Here is a 17,703-nt window from a genome sequence, read left to right on the forward strand (position 1 = left end):
AAAATTAGAGTAGGAAAAATAAATCTGTCCCCTTTTTCCCATAGTGGTAAAAATAAATCTGCCCCCTCTTTCCTCGTAGTTAATTTTTCTATTTGTCGCGGCTACTTAAGAGAGTCGTCTGATATGGATTAGCTGCAATTAGGGCTGCGTTATTTTTTTTGAGTCATGCAGAGCCTGAATAGTGTCGCAACTTTATAGTAACGAAGGGGGCGTGTTCTTTGATGAGGATGTTGGCTGCTTCGCAAATTGCGTGAGCTTTCTCAATCTCTTTTGGCGGTATTAATATTTCTTGAGAGATTGAAGTCTCCATTTTAAGTATAGAGAAGTATCCGTTTATATCGCATACATCCAGACCCAGTTCGGTCCAGCTGGCTATGCTGGCCTGAGTTGAGTTGAAATCACGAAATCGAGAGAGCTTTAGTGCGTCAATTACTTCGCTGTATACTTCCATTGATAGTAGAACAGAGCCATTCCCTTCTGCCTTGATAAGGCCTTGAAGCTCCGCTAGTTGTTCTTGCGTATCTATCTGGATTAGCTGTAACTCGTTTTCTTGAAGTTTTAGACTGTTAAGTGCCCTCTCATAAAGTTGAGTGTCTTGCGGCCAGGCTGTGGCGTCGGCTGAAATATTATCAAGACTTTCGGGGAGCCTGATATCGAACCCGATGCATTTGAACTCCATAGCTTAACCTCCGTTTTGACTAGTCCAACTTGAGTACGATGAGCAGGACGATAGTCCGCTGGGTTGTACGGGGTGAGTGTCTGCCAGTCCTCTTTTTTTATTCCAGAAGCACCCATTAGGGGATTTGTTCATTTGCCATATATGGTAATGGGGATCCATCCCTTTGTGTTTGTGGCCAGTATTGTACTCATAACACTGTGTGCCTGCCGGTGGATCACATTCGTCTTCTGGGCAAAAAGCGTTTCCTGCAGCATTCCCTGCCAAACCACCGCCAATAGCTCCAATTGCACCACCTGCGGATGCACCAGCAACACCGCCGGAAATCGTCCCACCTATAGGCAATACCAGCGTACCTCCTGCCCCCCCTGCTAATCCACCGACCACAGTACCTACATAACCACCCGTTACTGTACCTACGGTAATGCATGCAGCTAAACAGATTTGATCGGGGACTGTTCCTCGCCAATCTGTTTGATTGATCGGATTTGCATTCACATAACCATAAGTGTTGATTCCTCCCTCCAACCCAATCGGATCACTCTCCACATACCGCCCAGTCTCCGGATCATAGTCGCGGAAGTAGTTGTAGTGCAGCCCGCTCTCCGCATCGTAGTACTGCCCGGGGAAGCGCAGGTTGACCTGGGTGCTGCCCTGGCTCAGCGCTTCGCCGCGGCCGAAGGCGTCGGACTGCCACTGCCAGGCGATCTGGCCGCTGGCGTCGGTGGCCAGGCGCGGGGTGTCGAGGTGGTCGCCATGGAGGTAGAGCGGGGTCGGGTTGCCGACCTTGCCCTGGGCGTCGTAGTCGGCGTCGATGGTGGCCAGCGGCAGGCTGTCCAGCCACAGGTAGTACTGGGCTCGCAGTTTCCGGCCGCTGCCGTCGTGTTCGGCTTCGCCGAGCAACTGGCCGTCGGGACCGTAGAGGTAGGTGGTGACGCTCTCGGGGGTGAGCTTGACGATGCGCTGGCCGAGGGCGTTGTAGCGGTATTCGGCGACCTGCTGGCCGTCGAGGCTGACGCTTTGCAGGCGGCCCTGGGTGTCGTAGGCCAGTTTGCGTGCGGCGCGGTCCTGGGTGAGGTTGCCGGCGGCGTCGCTGGTCACCGCTTGCGCGCCGATGGCGGTCAATCGGTTGCTGTCGGGCGCGTACTGGTAGTCCTGGCTGCTGGCGGTGCCGCCTGAGGCGGGGTTGTCGCTGCGTTGGGTGCGGTTGCCGACCGCGTCGTAGGCGTAGCTGCGCCCGCCCTGGACGCCGCGTTCCTCGGTCAGGCGGTCCAGCGGGTCGTACTGGTAGTCCAGGGTGCCCCAGAGGCTGTGGCGGTGCTGCTGGATATTGCCATTGGCATCGTGCTGGTAGTCGCTCTGCCAGGGGCCGACCTTCTGCCGCAGCAGTTGGTAGTCCTGGTCGTACTCGCGGCTGAGGGCGATGCCGTTGCCCCAGGTCAGGCGCTGCAGCGGGCCGAAGGGCAGGTAGGCGATCTGCCCGACCAGGGTGCTCGGTGCCTTGTCGCCCACTGCCAGGGTCACGCTGGCGACCTGGCCGCCGGCATTGCGCGGGTAGCCGATGGCGAGGCCGGAGGGGTAGCCGATCTCCAGCAGTTGGTTGGCCGCGTCGTAGCGGTAGGTCACGCGGTCGAGCAGGGTCTGCTGGTCGAGGCGGATGCTGCGTACCTGCTCGACCAGGTTGCCGCGCTCGTCGTAGCGGTACACCAGGCTGTCGCGGGCACCTTCGATGGCGCCCAGGCGGCCGATGCCCTTGTTGCCATCGGCGGTGAGGTCGTAGCGGTACTGTACGTCGAGGCTCGGGTCGCTCGGCGAGTGGCGCTCGATCAGGCGATTGAGGGCGTCGTAGCGATACTCGGTGACCGTACCGCGAGCGTCGGTGCGGCGGATGACGTTGCCGGCGGCGTCGTGCTCGAAGGTGGTGGTGCCGCTGTCCGGGCTGACCAGTCGGGTCAGGTTGCCGAGGCCGTCGTATTCGTAGCGGGTGGTGACACCGCGCGGGTCCTTGACCTCGGTGAGGTTGTCCTGGGCGTCGTAGGCGAGTCGGGTCTTGCCGCCGAGGGGATCGCTCTGGCCGACCAGCCGGTCGAGGGCATCGAAGGCCTGGCTGTGGGCGAACTGGCGCGGGTTGGTTTCGCCGACCGGATTGTCGTTGAGGTCGTAGGCGAAGCTGCGTGTCTGGCCGCCGGCGCCGACCGCACGGAGCAGCCGGCCAAGCTCGTCGTAGGCCCATTGCTGCTGGCGCACCAGGCTGCCGCTGGCGTCCTTGATGCGCTGGGCGGTGCGATTGCCCTTGGTGTCGACGTCGTATTCGAGGCGTTCGCCGAGGTTGTTGCCGATCGCTACCAGGCGCCGTGCGTCGTCGTATTCGTAGCTCAGCCAACTGCCGTCGCCGCGGGTGACGCGGGTGATCTGGCCGACCGCGTCATAGTCGAAGCGGGTGGTGCTGCCGGCGGTGCTGACGGAGGCCAGCCAGCCGTCGACGCCGGTGTAGGCGAGGCTGCTGGTGACGCCGTTGGCATCGGTGATGCTGCCGGGCTTGCCGCGCTCGTCATAGTCGCCGAGGCGGGTGACCTGGCCGAGGGCGTTGGTCACCTGGGTCAGGTTGCCGCGACTGTCGTAGGCATAGAGGGTGACGTCCTGCACATCGGTGCGCGGACCGTCGGCGCGCTCGATCAGGCCGAGGGCGTTGTAGCTGTAGCTCCAGGCGCGCTCGGCCGCCTGAGCGGGCAGGGCCAGGGCGCAGGCCAGGGCGAGGGCGCCGAGACGGGGGAAGTATGGGGGGATGCGCATGGGTGTCGTCCTTGTCAGCGGGTGGTGACGGTCTCGCCGGTCTTGCGTCCCTCGGCGTTGTACTGGTAGCGGGTGATCCGGCCGGGCTCGCTGACCTGCACCGGGAGGAACAGGGTCGGGTGCCAGTCGGTGACGACGGTGCGCGCCTGCGGGGTGCCGGCGGCCTCGGTGCGCGAGGTCTCCAGGCCACGGGCGTTGTACTGGTAGGTGGTCAGGTTGCCGTTGTTGTCGCGTTTGCTGGTGAGCAGGCCCTGGTCATCGTAGGTGAAGGTGGAATTGCTGCTGGGGCAGTTGGGAGAGGGTTCGCCTTCGATGGCGACGATGCGTTTGATGCCCTGGATCACCTGGAAGCGGTAGGTGGCCTGCTTGCCGTATTCGTTGGTGACGGTGGTGGAGCCGTCATCGTTGTAGGCGAGGGAGACCTTTTCGGCGCCGTTGGCGTGTTCGCTGGAGATGGCGCGGCCTTGGTCGTCGTAGGTCCATGTTGCGTAACGCGTGCCTTGTTCGTCGATGATTCCAACCATTAACCCGGCATTGCCACTGTCAGCATAGAGATACTTCCGGGTGCGGTTGAGTCCTTGGGACGTGGTTTTCTTCGAAACCAGCCTGGCGCCCCCGTCATATAGATATTCCACTTTCAGGGAACCGTTGTAATCGACGAGGTAGGGTTGTTTCGTTGCGTTCCAGGAAACGGTTAGGGTGTTTCCGAACCCATCTTTAGCCTTGGTGGTGGAGAGGTTCGGATAGGTTATCGTGATGACCTGCCCCCTGACTTTCCTCTGGATAAGCCGGCCCTGGACATCGAAAAGTGAGCTGGTTCCGTCCCTGTAGTCATACCTCCAGCCTGCCTGGTCTTTTGAAAGTGTACCCGTCGTTGCGTCGGACGATATTGCGCCGTCAGTCAGCCTGAATAGTTCCTGGCGACCATCGGGTAGAGATAGGGAAATATTTTCGCCTACTATTTTTAAGCCTTCCTGGAAGGTGTTCGTCCACATTCCGGTAATGCTGTTGTAGTATCTCTCGAACTGGAGAGGGGAGTGCGACGGATCTATATCGGTTTCACGTTGAAATTTATTGCCGATACTGGCATTTATAGGGTTTCCCTGGAAAGATGAGGGGCCTTGGCATCCGTTTTCGTTGGGGATTCCCGCGTTCTTTCGATCGGAGACGTCAGTGGGGCACTCGTACCGGCCATTGAAAAGGTTGTATGGGCAGCCAGTTGGAGGAGCCTGAGTAACGTTTACAGCCGTGCCGGAGGCCCCCCACCAGTTAGGATTTCCGTAGGTAGCAGTGCCGGATGTAACTGCTAGCGGAGACTTTCTGAATATGCTGATGCTGCAAAAAAATGAATTGTATCGGGCATCTATAAGTGTTTTTCTGCTGATGTACCCTAGAACTACGTGACCCCCCTTCAGATTGCTATCTATATAGTACCTGTCGCTGGCCGCGCAAGCGGCTTCGAGCGAGGGTTTTCGCCTATCTGGATATGGCACGTGTCCAGGTTGTCCAAGGGCTGGTCCCGAAACTGAAAGCTCCCAGCCTTCCTCCGCATGCACTACGGCGATGAATATATTTAACAGGAGAAAAGCGAGAGCTTTGTACATTTCCATTCCTTGAAGTCTATTTGCACTGCTGATTATCAACGAGACTCAGCATCAGACTATAGATTGAACACCAGATGAACATCCTCCGGCTCCAACCGATACAACTCCTCATCCGGTTCCATGCACAGCCGGCATCCGAGTCTCATATAAAAATCCACTGTGTTCTGCGACGGCGTAGCCGAAACGTAGAGCGCGCTGGCGCCGAGGTGGCGGGCCTGGGTGGCGGCGAGGTGGAAGAGGTGGGCGCCGAGGCCGCGGCGGCGGTAGGCGTGGCTGAGGTGGAGGAACTTCAGTTGCAGCCAGTCGCGCTCGGGGCCGAGGCGGCGCGGGTCGAGGACTACTGCGCCGATCAGGCGGCCCTGGTCGAACAGGCCGAGGAACCAGCCGCCGCGGTCGAAGCAGTCGAGCAGGATCGGCGTGTAATGCTCGGCCTCGCCCTCCGGCCAGCCGCGCATGTCGTAGAACTCGGGGCGCAGCACCAGTTGGCCGGCCTCGACGGAATACAGGTGTTCGATCACTTCGCTGCGGTCGATCTCCCAGACCAGGGGGATTTCGTCGCGGCGCAGCAGGCGTTCTTCGGTCATCGTGATTTCCTTGCGCTGAGGCCGTACATCAGCGGCAGGCGCGGACGATCGGCGGGCGGCAGCATGCGTCCGCCGCCGCCGTCGCGCATGCCGTCGAAGCCGGCCCAGCCGTTGGCGTAGGGGTATTCCTCCAGCCGTTCGAGTTGCAGGCCGGCGCCGAGCAGGGCGCCGATCACATCGGCCAGGCCCCACTGGAACTCGTAGCTGGGATGAGGGTTGCTGAAGTTCTCGACGCCGGCGCGGTAGCCGGAGGGCGCCAGGCTGGCGCCGGACTCGGCGACGTAGTCGCTGACGCCGCTCTCGGCGATCGGCTCGCGGCTGAAGTAGTCGTAGGCCGGTTGCCAGTGTGGGTCGAAGTACAGGGCGAAAGGATGGAACTCCACCAGGACGAAGCGCCCGCCGGGAACCAGTACCTGGGCGATGCCGTCGGCCCAGCGCTTGAGGTCGGAGAGCCAGACCAGCGTGCCGTAGGAGGCGAAGACCCGTTCGAAGCGTTCGCCGCGGGTGGCGGCGACGGGCAGCCAGCGGAGGATGTCGTCGCGCTGGAAGTCGGCGGCGATGCCGCTGTCGCGGGACAGCTGGCGGGCGAAGTCGATGGCGCTGTCGGCGATGTCGACCCCGGTGACGCGGGCGCCAAGGCGCGCCAGGCTCAGGCTGTCCTGTCCGGCGTTGCATTGCAGATGCAGTAGGCGCAGGCCGTCGAGATGGCCGAGCAGTTGCAGTTCCTCGGGATAGAGCGTGGAACCGCCGTTGCGGAAGAAGGCGGCCTGGTCGGCCTTGTGGCTGTTGTGCGCCCGGGTGGCGGCGTTCCACGACAGCCGGTTGGCCTCGTGCAGGTCGGATCGCATGGTTCGACTCCTTCCCTGGAGTGCGCCACCGCGCGGATGGCGGGTCCGGGGGATTACATGTCCTTGATGCTGCGCACCTGGTCCTTGTTGACGCGGGTGCGCTTGCCGTCCAGTTGCTCCAGTTCGTAGAAGCCGGAACTACGATCATAGCGCGGGGTATCCACCGCCTGGATCTCGCGGCCATCGTTGAGGGTGACGATGGTCGGGGTGGAGCAGCCGGCCAGGACGGCGAATGCGGACGAGAGCAACAGGGCGGGCAGCAGACGGGAGGTCATCGGAATTTTCCTTCGGACGGTTTTCGAGGCGGCGGATTCTACTCCAGTCGCGGCGCAACCGCTCTAGCCTGGATCACAGCGGCAAATTTCCGCTGTGATCGTACGTCTCTTCCGGTGAGCCGCCCGGATGGCGGCGCCTATTCGAAGGGAGATTCCATGTCTGCCGTTTCCACCTCGTTGTTGCTTTTCCTCAACCTGCTGACCCCGGCCCAGGCCGCCCAGCCCGTGCCGCTGGCCGATGGCCGCATCGAGATCGCTGCCGGCGAGAGCCGCCAGCGCTACCTCGACCTTGCCCCCGGCGAGTTGCAGTTGCTCGACCTGGAGGTCGACCGCGGCCGCGTCCGCCTGCGCGCCACCACGCCCGACGGCAAGGCGTTGCGCGCGACGGAGCTGGCCGGACGCCAGTCGCTCGGCCTGCAGGCCGGCGAGCGCCAGGGCCTGCGCCTGACCTTCAGCGCCGACGAAGACACCGCACTGACCCTGATCCCCACCCAGCGCCTCACCCCGCAGACCCCGGCGCTTGATTCGCCGGCGCCGCAGAGCCCGACCCTGCAACGCCTGCAGGCGGAGCTTGCGGAAAAGCGCCCCGGCGCGCTGAAGGCGTTCTGGAAGCAGGTAGCGAAGCAGGGCACGCCGCTGGTGGAGCCGCTGGATGCCGAACGTGTGCTGGTCACCTTCCTCTGGCGCCAGCAGCGTCCCGGCGACGTGCGCCTGCTGTGGCCGACCCCGGAGGTCAACACCCGCCGCTTCGAGGCCCTGGCCGGCAGCGACGTGCGCTACCTGAGCCTGCCGCTGCGCCGCGACGCGCGGGTTTCCTACCAGCTCAGCGCCGACCTGCCGGACCTGCAACAGGCCGATCGCGGCACCTTGCGCCTGGCGTTGCAGGCGGCGGCGCGGCCGGACCCGCTGAGCCGTACGCCGTGGCCCAACAGCCGCGCGCTGCCGCGGGCCGAGCAGGCCTCGCTGGTGCAGCTCGGCGGCGCCCCTGCCGAGACCTGGGACCAGCCGCGCAAGGACGTGCCGCGCGGCAAGGTGGAGCGCCTCGGCTATACCAGCCAGGCCCTGGCCAACCAGCGCCAGCTGACGCTCTACACGCCGCCGGGCTACGATCCCGAGGGCCAGCGCTATCCGCTGCTGGTGCTGTTCGACGAGGACCACTACGCGCGCGACGTACCGACCCCGACCATCCTCGACAACCTGATCGCCGCCGGGCGTATCCGCCCGACCCTGGCGGTGATTGTCGGCAATGTCGACGCCAGCAGCCGGGGCCGCGAGCTGCCCTGCAACGAGGCCTTCGCCGACATGCTCGCCCACGAGCTGCTGCCCTGGTTGCAGCAGCGCTATGCATTGAGCGAGGAGCCTGCCGATCGCGTGCTTTCCGGTTCCAGCTACGGCGGGCTGGCCTCGGGCTGCATCGCCTACCGTTATCCGGAACGCTTCGGCAAGGTGCTGAGCCTGTCCGGCTCGTTCTGGTGGGGGCCGGACGAGCAGCAGCCGCAGTGGCTGGTACGGCAGTTCGCCGCTGGCGAGCGTTTGCCGCTGGCGTTCTTCCTCAGTTCCGGCCTGCTCGAGGAGCCCGAGGCGGACGGCATTCTCGGCAGCAACCGCAGCCTGCGCGCGGCGCTGCAAGGCAAGGGCTACCCGCTGCACTACCGTGAGTTCCCCGGCGGTCACGACTACGCGGCGTGGAGCCTGGAGCTTGCCGAAGGGTTGCAGGCCTTGTTGCCGGCGCATTGAGCCGGCTGGCTGGCGTGGGGCGGATAGCCGCTTGCGGTTATCCGCCGTGCCGCGGCCTTAGAGGTGGGGGAAGGCTGTCCGGAGCGTGTCCGCAATGCCCACCGCGTTGCGGAATCGGAAAAAATCGTCCAGGGCCATTTGCCAGCGTCGGCGGATAGGGGACAATCGGCGTTCGCCTCAATCGAACGACAAGGATGTTCTCGATGCGCCGACTCTTGCGCCCGGTATTCTGCGCCGCGCTCTTCTGCCTGTACCCAGCGCTGGTCCAGGCTGCCGCCGAAAGCGAAATCCTCGGCCTGTTCCAGCGCTGGCAGGCCGCCCACGGGCAGCGCAGCGGCAAGGCCCTGGAAGGGGTATATGCGCCGCGCCTGGACTACTATGGCCGCGCGCAGACGCGCGAGCGCACCCTCTCCGCCAAGCAGGCCTTCTTCGCCCGCCATCCCGACTTCGAGCAGCGCATCGTCGCTGCGCCGCAGATCGTGCCGGGCGACCAGGAAGGCCGCTACGAGGTGCGCTTCGTCAAGCAGGTACGCCTCGACGGACGCCTGCGCAACTATCCGGGGCTGCTCCTGGCCGAGCGCGCCGGGCCGGGCGATACCTGGCGCTTCGTCGGCGAGAGCGACGAGATCACCCGCTACGCCGTCGACCCGCGGTACACCCCGCTGGCTCGCGGCCGCTTCGCCGGTACCGAGGCGGATTTCGCCTGGGTAGTGGCCCACGCGCCGAACAGCGCCGCCTTGTGCGACGAATACGAGGATTGCCGCTGCGACCTCTGGAGCGCCGACGCGCGCGTCCCGCCGAAGCCGCTGGGCAGTTGCACCGGCGCGGTGCTCAGCGTCCTCGGCGACCTCGACGACAGCGGCCGCGAGCGCCTGCAACTGCTGCGTACCTGGTGGACCAGCACCTGGACCAAGTCGTCGCTGCTGGAAATCCGCGACGGCCAGTGGGTGCGGATGCTGCCGGACATCTCCACCACCTGGGACGATGCCGAGGCCGAGCTGGTGCTGTACAAGGCCGACCCGCAGCAGCCGGGCCGAGTGCTGGTGACCGAAACCGTGATGGACGACGAGGGCGACTGGAGCCACCGCACCCGCAGCGAGGCGCTGCGCCCCGTACCCTGACGCCGGCCCCTTGGGCTGGGCGGCGCCAGGCCGTACAATCGACGGCTTTATGGCGAGCGTCGCCGCAGTCCAGGTTCCCGCATGCGCATCCACGTCTCCTTCATCGACCGTGTCGGCATCACCCAGGAGGTGCTGGCGCTGCTGGGCGGGCGCAACCTGAACCTGGACGCGGTGGAAATGGTGCCGCCGAACGTCTACATCGACGCGCCGACCCTCAGTCCCGAAGTGCTGGAGGAACTGCGCGCAGCGCTGCTGGGCATCCGTGGCGTGCAGGCGATGACCGTGGTCGACATCCTTCCCGGCCAGCGCCGCCGCTTGCAGCTCGATGCGTTGCTGGCGGCGATGGCCGATCCGGTGCTGGCGGTGGACGGCAAGGGCCTGGTGCTGCTGGCCAACCCGGCCTTCAGCGAGCGCTGCGGACGCGACCCGGCCGGCGAGAGGCTGGCCAGCCTGTTCGACGATGAAACCCTGGAGGATGCGCTGGTCGAGCAGGGCTTCCGCCTGCCGCTGCGCGAAGTGACATTCATGGGCCAGGCCCTGCTGCTCGATGCCACGCCGATCACCGAAGGGCCGGGCGAGGGCGAGCGGCACCTGGCCGGCGGCCTGTTGACCCTCTACGAACCGAACCGCATCGGCGAGCGCCTGGCGGCCTTGCACCATGACCATGCCGAGGGGTTCGAGATGCTCCTCGGCGATTCCCAGCCGATCCGCACCCTGAAGACCCGTGCGCAGCGCGTGGCGGCGCTCGACGCGCCGCTGCTGATCCACGGCGAGACCGGTACCGGCAAGGAACTGGTGGCGCGCGGCTGCCATGCCCTGAGTGCGCGGCACAACTCGCCGTTCCTGGCGCTGAACTGCGCGGCGTTGCCGGAGAACCTGGCCGAAAGCGAGCTGTTCGGCTACGCCCCCGGCGCCTTCACCGGCGCCCAGCGCGGCGGCAAGCCAGGCCTGCTGGAGCTGGCCCACCAGGGCACGGTGTTCCTCGACGAGATCGGCGAGATGTCCCCCTATCTGCAAGCCAAGCTGCTGCGCTTCCTCAGCGACGGCAGCTTCCGCCGGGTCGGCGGCGACCGCGAGGTGAGGGTCGACGTGCGGATCCTCAGCGCCACCCACCGCAACCTGGAGAAGATGGTCGCCGAGGGCAGCTTCCGCGAGGACCTGTTCTACCGCCTCAACGTGCTCAGCCTGGAAGTCCCGCCGTTGCGAGAGCGCGGCCACGACATCCTGCTGCTGGCGCGGCACTTCATGCAGCAGGCCTGTGCGCAGATCCAGCGCCCGGTGTGCCGGCTGGCGCCGGGCACCTACCCGGCGCTGCTGAGCAACCGCTGGCCGGGCAACGTGCGCCAGTTGCAGAACGTGATCTTCCGTGCCGCTGCGATCTGCGAGAGCAGCCTGGTGGATATCGGCGACCTGGAGATCGCCGGCACCGCCGTGGCGCGGCAGAACGACGGCGAGGTGGGCAGCCTGGAGGAGGCGGTGGAGGGCTTCGAGAAAGCCCTGCTGGAGAAGCTCTACGTCAGCTATCCATCGACCCGCCAGTTGGCTGCGCGCCTGCAAACCTCGCACACCGCCATCGCCCACCGCCTGCGCAAGTACGGCATCGGTCCGCGCGCCTGAAGCGGGCTCAGCCCTCGCTGGAATACACCGGCTTGCCGGCGAACCAGGTCTTCAGCACCTTGGTTTCGCCCAGTTGCGTCTCCGGCACCTCGAACACGTCGCGGTCGAGGACGATGAAGTCCGCCTGCTTGCCCGGCTCCAGGCTGCCGATCCGGTGTTCCAGGCCGATGGTCCGCGCAGCGTTGCGGGTGTAGGCGTAGAACATGGTCTGGCGGTCCAGGCGTTCGCCGGCGTTGAGCACGCCCTGCGGGCCCTTGCGGGTCACCGCCTGCTGGATGGCCTTCCACGGCGACAGGCTGGACACCGGCCAGTCGCTGGCCCCGGCGATGGTCGCGCCCTTGCTCAGCAGGGAGTGCGCCGGGTACTGGTAGCGGTAGGCGAAGGCACTGATATAGGGCTTCATCAGGTCCACCGTGGTTTCGTCGGCGGCGGCCCAGTACAGCTGCATCGAGGCGATCACGCCAAGCGGCCTGAAGCGCTCGAACTCCTTGGGATTGACCAGTTGCAGGTGGGTAATCGAATGGGCGATGCCGCTGTCGCGGTCGCGCCGCGCCTGCTGCATGCCGTTCAGCGCCTCGCGCACCGCGCGGTCGCCGATGGCGTGGACGTGGACCAGCCAGCCGCGGGCGTCGGCGGCGCTGACCAGTTCGCCGAAGTGCGCCGGGTCGATCAGCAGTTCGCCCGTCTTCCTGCTGTTGCGATAGGGCTCGAGGAGCGCGGCGGTCTGCGCCGGGTATTCCGGTACGCCGTCGGCGAACACCTTGATTCCCGGCAGGGTCAGGTTGGGGCTGCCGAGGAAGCGCTGGCGCACCTTGTCCAGCACCTCGAGGTCGGCCGGCCGGCTGCGTGGATTGGCGACCAGGAGGGCGGCGACGTGGGCACTGAGTTCGCCGCCCTTGGCCAGCCGCTGGTAGACCGGTAGCACGCCGACGGTGTTCTCGTCGGGCCTGAGGCTGAACAGGGCATCGCCCGGCGAGCCATTGGCGGCCGGGTCCATCCATGCGGTCAGGCCCAGCGAGTTGCTGTAGCGCACCGCGCTGCGTCCGGCTTCTAGCATCTGTTCCGCGCTCGGCGCCGGCAGTACCGCGAGCACCGCGTCGAGACCGGCATCGGCGAGGAAGCCGTTGGGGGTGGCGTCGGCGTCGTGGCCGATGGTGTTGCGCTGTTCCTCGGGCAGGGCGCGGACCCGCGCGGCGTCGATGCCGGCGCGTTTCAGCATGGCGGCGTTGGCCCAGCCGGTGTGGTGGTCGCTGCCGATGAAGGCCAGCGGCTGGTCGGCCCATTCGCCGTGGTCGAATCGCGCTCGGAAGTCCTTGACCTGGCTCCAGTAGGCGGTATGCATGCCGCTGACATTGAGCATGTCGCCATGTCGCGCCTTGCCGTTGTCGCGCCAGGCGCGCAGGCGCCGTTCCAGTTCGTCGAGGCCGACCTGTTCGTTGCCCATGTCCGCGCCGGCCAGCTCCAGGCCGCCGAACACCGCGTGCGAATGGGTGTCGATCAGGCCGGGCATCAGGCGCTTGCCGCCGAGATCGACGACCTGGCTGTCGCCATCGGCCAGGGCGCGCAGCCCGGCCTCGTCGCCGACCGCGAGGATCCGCCCGTCCTCCACCGCCAGGGCCTCGGCGAAGGGTTGCTGCGGATTGGCGGTGAAGATCCTGGCGTTGACCACCAGCAGGTCGGCGGCGCCGAGGGCGTGCAGGGGGATGGCCAGGCAGGCGCCGGCGAGGAGGGTGGGAATCCGTTGCTTCATGGTGGTTTCCTTTGCTTCTTGGTCTTGTGTAGCGTGGCCCGGGCAAGGCGAGACTAGCCAAAGCGCCGGCCCGGCAGAACCGGGCGCGACGCACAACACTTGTGCCGGAACGGAAGGAGTCGATGGACAAATTGAATGCCCTGGCGATGTTCGTCGCCACTGCCGAAACCGGTAGCTTCAGCCGTGGCGCCGAGCGCCTGGGCAAGACGCCCTCGGCGCTGACCAAGGCCGTCGCCCACCTGGAAGCGGAACTCGGTGCCCGCCTGTTCGAGCGCACCACCCGCAGCCTGGCGCTGACCGAGGCCGGGCAGATCTACCTGGAGGCGGCTCGTCAGTCCCTGGAAACGCTGCGCACGGCGGGGCAGGAGATCGAACTGCTGGAGTCGGAGTTGCGCGGCGAACTGCGTCTCGCCGCGCCGCCGTCGTTCGCCGCGGCGTTCCTCCAGCAGGCCTGCGCCAGCTTCCTCGAGGCGCATCCGCGGATCAGCCTGCGGGTGGACCTCGACGAAACCTTCCTCGATCTCAGCGAAGGCGGCTACGACCTCGGCCTGCGCGACGGCCCCATCGACCTGCCGGGGCTGGTGGCGCGGCCGCTGGCGCCGAACCAGATCGTGCTTTGCGCCAGCCCGGCCTACCTGGCGCGGCAACCCGCGCCGCAAGGCCCGGAGGACTTCGAGCGGCACGCCTGGCTGGTCTTCCAGCACCCTTCGCTGAACCAGAACTTCTGGTGGATGGAACGCGACGGCGCCCGCCAGCGTATCGACCAGCCGCGCCCGCGACTGGCCAGCGACAACTACGACTTCCTGCTCGCCCACCTGCTGGCCGGGCTGGGCCTGCAGTTCTGTCCGCAGTGGAGTGTCGCGCCGCTGCTCGGCGAAGGGCGGTTGGTGCGCCTGCTCGGCGACTACCACTTCGACCCGGGGCCGTTCGGGCCCTCCATCCATGTCCTCTATCCGGGGCACCGGCGCAACACGCGGAAGGTCCGCGCGTTCCTCGAGCACCTGCGCGCCAGCTTGCAGCGACAGGGGCTGTGCCATCGGCTGTAACGCTTCGGTTACGAGTGGAACGAATTCGTTCCGATTGCCGGAAAAACCTTTGCTGTCAGGCGTTTGCGCTCTGGTTCGGGAAATGTCCGGCGGGTCTGTAACGAAAGCGTTCCATGGCGGCCCTGTCCGGGTTTCCCCCGCGCCCCGGCCACGCCCCGTGGCGACAGGGCCGGGGCCGCTTGGCACCCTGCTTGCTACGGGCTGCCGCAGAACAAAGTCCCGTCCCGACCGGGCGACCCGCTGACAATGAGGATCCAGCATGAGCAAGTTGCGCTTTACCACCGACCACGAATGGCTGCGCCAGGACGACGACGGGCTGCTGACCGTCGGCATCACCGCCTACGCCCAGGACGCCCTCGGTGACGTGGTATTCGTGCAGTTGCCGGAACTCGGCGAACACGCCGCCGGCAGTGAAGTGGCGGTGCTGGAGTCGGTCAAGGCCGCCAGCAACATCCTGATGCCGCTGGACGGCGAGGTGGTGGCGATCAACGACGCGCTGCCGGACGCCCCGGAGCTGGTCAACCAGGATCCGCTCGGCGAGGCCTGGTTCTTCCGCTTCCGTCCGGCCGACGCCGGCGCCTGGGAAAAGCTGCTCGACCAGGCCGCCTACGACCGCCTGCTGAACGCCAACGCCGACGCCTGAGGATCCCGTCATGACCGATAACCTGAACCTCGGCGCCATCGACCTGGGCACCGACGACGAATTCATCGCCCGCCATATCGGCCCGCGTGCCGCCGACACCCAGGCCATGCTCCAGCGCCTGGGCTACGACTCGCTGGACGCGCTGATCGGCAACGTGATCCCCGACAGCATCAAGGGCAGCAGCGTGCTCGACCTGCCGGCCGGCATGGGCGAGGCCGAGGCGCTGGCCAGCCTGAAGGCGATCGCCGCGCGCAATCGCGCGTTGCGTTCCTTCATCGGCCAGGGCTACTACAACTGCCACACCCCGGCACCGATCCTGCGCAACCTCCTGGAGAACCCGGCCTGGTACACCGCCTACACGCCGTACCAGCCGGAAATCTCCCAGGGCCGCCTGGAGGCGCTGCTGAACTTCCAGACCCTGGTCAGCGACCTGTCCGGCCTGCCGATCGCCAACGCCTCGATGCTCGACGAGGCGACCGCCGCCGCCGAGGCCATGACCTTCTGCAAGCGTCTGTCGAAGAACCGCACCAGCCAGGCATTCTTCGCCTCCCGCCATTGCCACCCGCAGACCCTCGACGTGCTGCGCACCCGTGCCGAGCCGCTGGGCATCGAGGTGGTGGTCGGCGACGAGAGCGCCATCGAAGACTTCTCCGCCTACTTCGGCGCGTTGCTGCAATACCCCACCTGCGACGGCGAGATCGTCGACTATCGCGAACTGGTCAGCCGCTTCCATGCGGTCGATGCGCTGGTCGCGGTGGCCGCCGACCTGCTGGCGCTGACCCTGCTGACCCCGCCGGGCGAGTTCGGCGCCGACGTGGCCATCGGCAGCGCCCAGCGCTTCGGCGTGCCGCTCGGCTTCGGCGGCCCGCACGCGGCCTATTTCGCCACCCGCGACGCCTTCAAGCGGGACATGCCGGGACGCCTGGTCGGCGTCTCCATCGACCGCCACGGCAAGCCGGCCTACCGCCTGGCCATGCAGACCCGCGAGCAGCACATCCGCCGCGAGAAGGCCACCAGCAACATCTGCACCGCCCAGGTGCTGCTGGCCAACATCGCCAGCATGTTCGCCGTCTACCACGGCCCGCAGGGCCTGCTGCGCATCGCCCGGCGCACCCACCGGCTGACCGCGATCCTCGCCGCCGGCCTGGAGCGCCTGGGCGTGGCCGTCGAGCAGAAGCACTTCTTCGACACCCTGAGCCTGGCCACCGGCGCGCGTACCGCGGCGATCCATGCCAAGGCCCGCGCCGCCGGGATCAACCTGCGCGAGATCGATGCCGGCCGTCTCGGCCTGTCGCTCGACGAGACCGTCCGCCAGGCCGACGTGGAAACGCTCTGGGGCCTGCTGGCTGAAGAGGGCCAGGCGCTCCCGGACTTCGCCACCCTTGCCGCCAGCAGCGGGGACCGCCTGCCAGTCGAGCTGCTGCGCCAGTCGGCGATCCTCAGCCACCCGATCTTCAACCGCCATCACTCGGAAACCGAGCTGATGCGCTACCTGCGCAAGCTGGCGGACAAGGACCTGGCGCTGGACCGCACGATGATCCCGCTGGGCTCCTGCACCATGAAGCTGAACGCCGCCAGCGAGATGATCCCGGTGACCTGGGCCGAATTCGGCAACCTGCACCCGTTCGCCCCGGCCGAGCAGAGCGAAGGCTACCGCCAGCTCACCGACGAACTGGAGGCGATGCTCTGTTCCGCCACCGGCTACGACGCCGTGTCGTTGCAGCCCAACGCCGGCTCCCAGGGCGAGTACGCCGGCCTGCTGGCGATCCGTGCCTACCACCAGAGCCGCGGCGACAGCCAGCGCGACATCTGTCTGATCCCGTCCTCCGCCCACGGTACCAACCCGGCTACCGCCAGCATGGTCGGCATGCGCGTGGTGGTGGTGGCCTGCGACGCGCGCGGCAACGTCGACGTCGAGGACCTGCGCAACAAGGCCAGCGAGCACAAGGAACGCCTGGCCGCGCTGATGATCACCTATCCGTCCACCCACGGCGTGTTCGAGGAAGCGATCCGCGAGATCTGTGCCATCGTCCACGACTGTGGCGGCCAGGTGTACATCGACGGCGCCAACATGAACGCCATGGTCGGCCTGTGCGCCCCGGGCAAGTTCGGTGGCGACGTTTCCCACCTGAACCTGCACAAGACCTTCTGCATCCCCCACGGCGGCGGCGGCCCGGGCGTCGGCCCGATCGGCGTGCGCGCGCACCTGGCGCCGTTCCTCCCCGGCCACGCTCGCGGCGAGCGCAAGGAAGGCGCGGTGAGCGCGGCGCCGTACGGCAGCGCGAGCATCCTGCCGATCACCTGGATGTACATCCGCATGATGGGCGGCGAAGGCCTCAAGCGCGCCTCGGAAATGGCCATCCTCAATGCCAACTACATCGCCCATCGCCTGGAGGAGCACTACCCGGTGCTCTACGCCGGCGGCAACGGCCTGGTCGCCCACGAATGCATCCTCGACCTGCGTCCGCTCAAGGACAGCAGCGGGATCAGCGTCGACGACGTGGCCAAGCGCCTGATGGACTTCGGCTTCCATGCGCCGACCATGTCCTTCCCGGTGGCCGGCACGCTGATGATCGAGCCCACCGAGAGCGAGTCGAAGGCCGAGCTGGATCGTTTCTGCGACGCGATGATCCGCATCCGCGAGGAAATCCGCGCGGTGGAACGCGGCGAGCTGGACAAGGAAGACAACCCGCTGAAGAACGCGCCGCACACCGCCGCCGAACTGCTCGGCGAATGGAACCACGCCTACAGCCGCGAGCAGGCCGCCTATCCGCTGGCCAGCCTGGTGGAGGCCAAGTACTGGCCGCCGGTGGGCCGCGTCGACAACGTCTACGGCGACCGCAACCTGACCTGCTCCTGCCCGCCGATCGAGGCGTACAGCGAGGAGTGACGGACGAGGAGGGCGCCGCCAGCGGCGGCGTCCTCGCGTTTCCGGCGATACCCCTTTCCCGGCGCCGCGCTTGCGTAGCGGCGCCGCGGCCACGCTCGCGCCAGCGAGCGTCCTGACAC

13 protein-coding genes are annotated in these 17,703 nt (G+C 66.2%); 6 read left to right on the forward strand and 7 right to left on the reverse strand.

Annotation, left to right across the window (positions count from 1 at the left end):
- Positions 1–163: 163 nt before the first annotated feature.
- From AC1RB9_RS13080 to AC1RB9_RS13105, 6 genes are all read right to left on the reverse strand, one after another.
- On the reverse strand, positions 164–679 hold the full coding sequence (locus tag AC1RB9_RS13080; RefSeq protein ID WP_057380423.1) for a hypothetical protein: 516 nt from the start codon (positions 677–679) through the stop codon (positions 164–166).
- A 3-nt stretch (positions 680–682) separates the two neighbouring features.
- Positions 683–3,469 (reverse strand): RHS repeat domain-containing protein, encoded by a 2,787-nt coding sequence (locus AC1RB9_RS13085; RefSeq protein ID WP_003451152.1) that lies wholly within the window; start codon positions 3,467–3,469, stop codon positions 683–685.
- 14 nt (positions 3,470–3,483) lie between these two features.
- The gene (locus tag AC1RB9_RS13090) at positions 3,484–4,614 is read right to left on the reverse strand and encodes a DUF6531 domain-containing protein (RefSeq protein ID WP_373922112.1); all 1,131 of its coding nucleotides are present in this window, start codon (positions 4,612–4,614) and stop codon (positions 3,484–3,486) included.
- A gap of 515 nt (positions 4,615–5,129) precedes the next feature.
- On the reverse strand, positions 5,130–5,657 hold the full coding sequence (locus AC1RB9_RS13095; RefSeq protein ID WP_003451149.1) for a GNAT family N-acetyltransferase: 528 nt from the start codon (positions 5,655–5,657) through the stop codon (positions 5,130–5,132).
- Entirely contained in the window at positions 5,654–6,505 is an 852-nt protein-coding gene (locus AC1RB9_RS13100; RefSeq protein WP_003451148.1) for a class I SAM-dependent methyltransferase, read from the reverse strand. The genes AC1RB9_RS13095 and AC1RB9_RS13100 overlap by 4 nt, the downstream gene beginning before the upstream one ends.
- Before the next feature lie 53 nt (positions 6,506–6,558).
- Complete coding sequence (locus tag AC1RB9_RS13105) at positions 6,559–6,780, reverse strand: YgdI/YgdR family lipoprotein (RefSeq protein ID WP_003089729.1); 222 nt, start codon at positions 6,778–6,780, stop codon at positions 6,559–6,561.
- Positions 6,781–6,936: 156 nt separating this feature from the next.
- Between AC1RB9_RS13105 and AC1RB9_RS13110 the strand changes: the two genes are divergently transcribed.
- The 3 genes from AC1RB9_RS13110 to AC1RB9_RS13120 all read left to right on the forward strand — a co-directional run bounded on the left by AC1RB9_RS13110 (position 6,937) and on the right by AC1RB9_RS13120 (position 11,255).
- Positions 6,937–8,517, forward strand: a complete 1,581-nt coding sequence (locus tag AC1RB9_RS13110) for an alpha/beta hydrolase (protein ID WP_003451147.1) — start codon at positions 6,937–6,939, stop codon at positions 8,515–8,517.
- Positions 8,518–8,720: 203 nt separating this feature from the next.
- Positions 8,721–9,638 carry a hypothetical protein gene (locus AC1RB9_RS13115; RefSeq protein WP_003105796.1) on the forward strand — a complete coding sequence of 306 codons (918 nt, stop codon included), beginning with the start codon at positions 8,721–8,723 and terminating at the stop codon, positions 9,636–9,638.
- A gap of 81 nt (positions 9,639–9,719) precedes the next feature.
- On the forward strand, positions 9,720–11,255 hold the full coding sequence (locus AC1RB9_RS13120) for a sigma-54-dependent transcriptional regulator (RefSeq protein WP_003105794.1): 1,536 nt from the start codon (positions 9,720–9,722) through the stop codon (positions 11,253–11,255).
- A gap of 7 nt (positions 11,256–11,262) precedes the next feature.
- Here AC1RB9_RS13120 and AC1RB9_RS13125 read toward each other — a convergent pair whose 3' ends face one another.
- Positions 11,263–13,005 carry an amidohydrolase gene (locus AC1RB9_RS13125; protein WP_003111567.1) on the reverse strand — a complete coding sequence of 581 codons (1,743 nt, stop codon included), beginning with the start codon at positions 13,003–13,005 and terminating at the stop codon, positions 11,263–11,265.
- A gap of 122 nt (positions 13,006–13,127) precedes the next feature.
- Between AC1RB9_RS13125 and AC1RB9_RS13130 the strand changes: the two genes are divergently transcribed.
- The 3 genes from AC1RB9_RS13130 to gcvP all read left to right on the forward strand — a co-directional run bounded on the left by AC1RB9_RS13130 (position 13,128) and on the right by gcvP (position 17,584).
- The gene (locus tag AC1RB9_RS13130; protein WP_003089722.1) at positions 13,128–14,051 is read left to right on the forward strand and encodes a LysR family transcriptional regulator; all 924 of its coding nucleotides are present in this window, start codon (positions 13,128–13,130) and stop codon (positions 14,049–14,051) included.
- Positions 14,052–14,310: 259 nt separating this feature from the next.
- Complete coding sequence (gene gcvH, locus AC1RB9_RS13135; protein WP_003089718.1) at positions 14,311–14,694, forward strand: glycine cleavage system protein GcvH; 384 nt, start codon at positions 14,311–14,313, stop codon at positions 14,692–14,694.
- 10 nt (positions 14,695–14,704) lie between these two features.
- The gene (gene gcvP / locus AC1RB9_RS13140; RefSeq protein ID WP_003451144.1) at positions 14,705–17,584 is read left to right on the forward strand and encodes an aminomethyl-transferring glycine dehydrogenase; all 2,880 of its coding nucleotides are present in this window, start codon (positions 14,705–14,707) and stop codon (positions 17,582–17,584) included.
- The last annotated feature ends 119 nt before the right edge of the window (positions 17,585–17,703 follow it).

Source organism: Pseudomonas sp. 20-5 (assembly GCF_056782835.1).

Coding starts and splice junctions, on each gene's coding strand:
- AC1RB9_RS13080 (WP_057380423.1), bottom strand. CDS start 679: ATGGAGTTCAAATGCATCGGGTTCGATATCAGGCTCCCCGAAAGTCTT.
- AC1RB9_RS13085 (WP_003451152.1), bottom strand. CDS start 3,469: ATGCGCATCCCCCCATACTTCCCCCGTCTCGGCGCCCTCGCCCTGGCC.
- AC1RB9_RS13095 (WP_003451149.1), bottom strand. CDS start 5,657: ATGACCGAAGAACGCCTGCTGCGCCGCGACGAAATCCCCCTGGTCTGG.
- AC1RB9_RS13100 (WP_003451148.1), bottom strand. CDS start 6,505: ATGCGATCCGACCTGCACGAGGCCAACCGGCTGTCGTGGAACGCCGCC.
- AC1RB9_RS13105 (WP_003089729.1), bottom strand. CDS start 6,780: ATGACCTCCCGTCTGCTGCCCGCCCTGTTGCTCTCGTCCGCATTCGCC.
- AC1RB9_RS13110 (WP_003451147.1), top strand. CDS start 6,937: ATGTCTGCCGTTTCCACCTCGTTGTTGCTTTTCCTCAACCTGCTGACC.
- AC1RB9_RS13115 (WP_003105796.1), top strand. CDS start 8,721: ATGCGCCGACTCTTGCGCCCGGTATTCTGCGCCGCGCTCTTCTGCCTG.
- AC1RB9_RS13120 (WP_003105794.1), top strand. CDS start 9,720: ATGCGCATCCACGTCTCCTTCATCGACCGTGTCGGCATCACCCAGGAG.
- AC1RB9_RS13125 (WP_003111567.1), bottom strand. CDS start 13,005: ATGAAGCAACGGATTCCCACCCTCCTCGCCGGCGCCTGCCTGGCCATC.
- AC1RB9_RS13130 (WP_003089722.1), top strand. CDS start 13,128: ATGGACAAATTGAATGCCCTGGCGATGTTCGTCGCCACTGCCGAAACC.
- gcvH (WP_003089718.1), top strand. CDS start 14,311: ATGAGCAAGTTGCGCTTTACCACCGACCACGAATGGCTGCGCCAGGAC.
- gcvP (WP_003451144.1), top strand. CDS start 14,705: ATGACCGATAACCTGAACCTCGGCGCCATCGACCTGGGCACCGACGAC.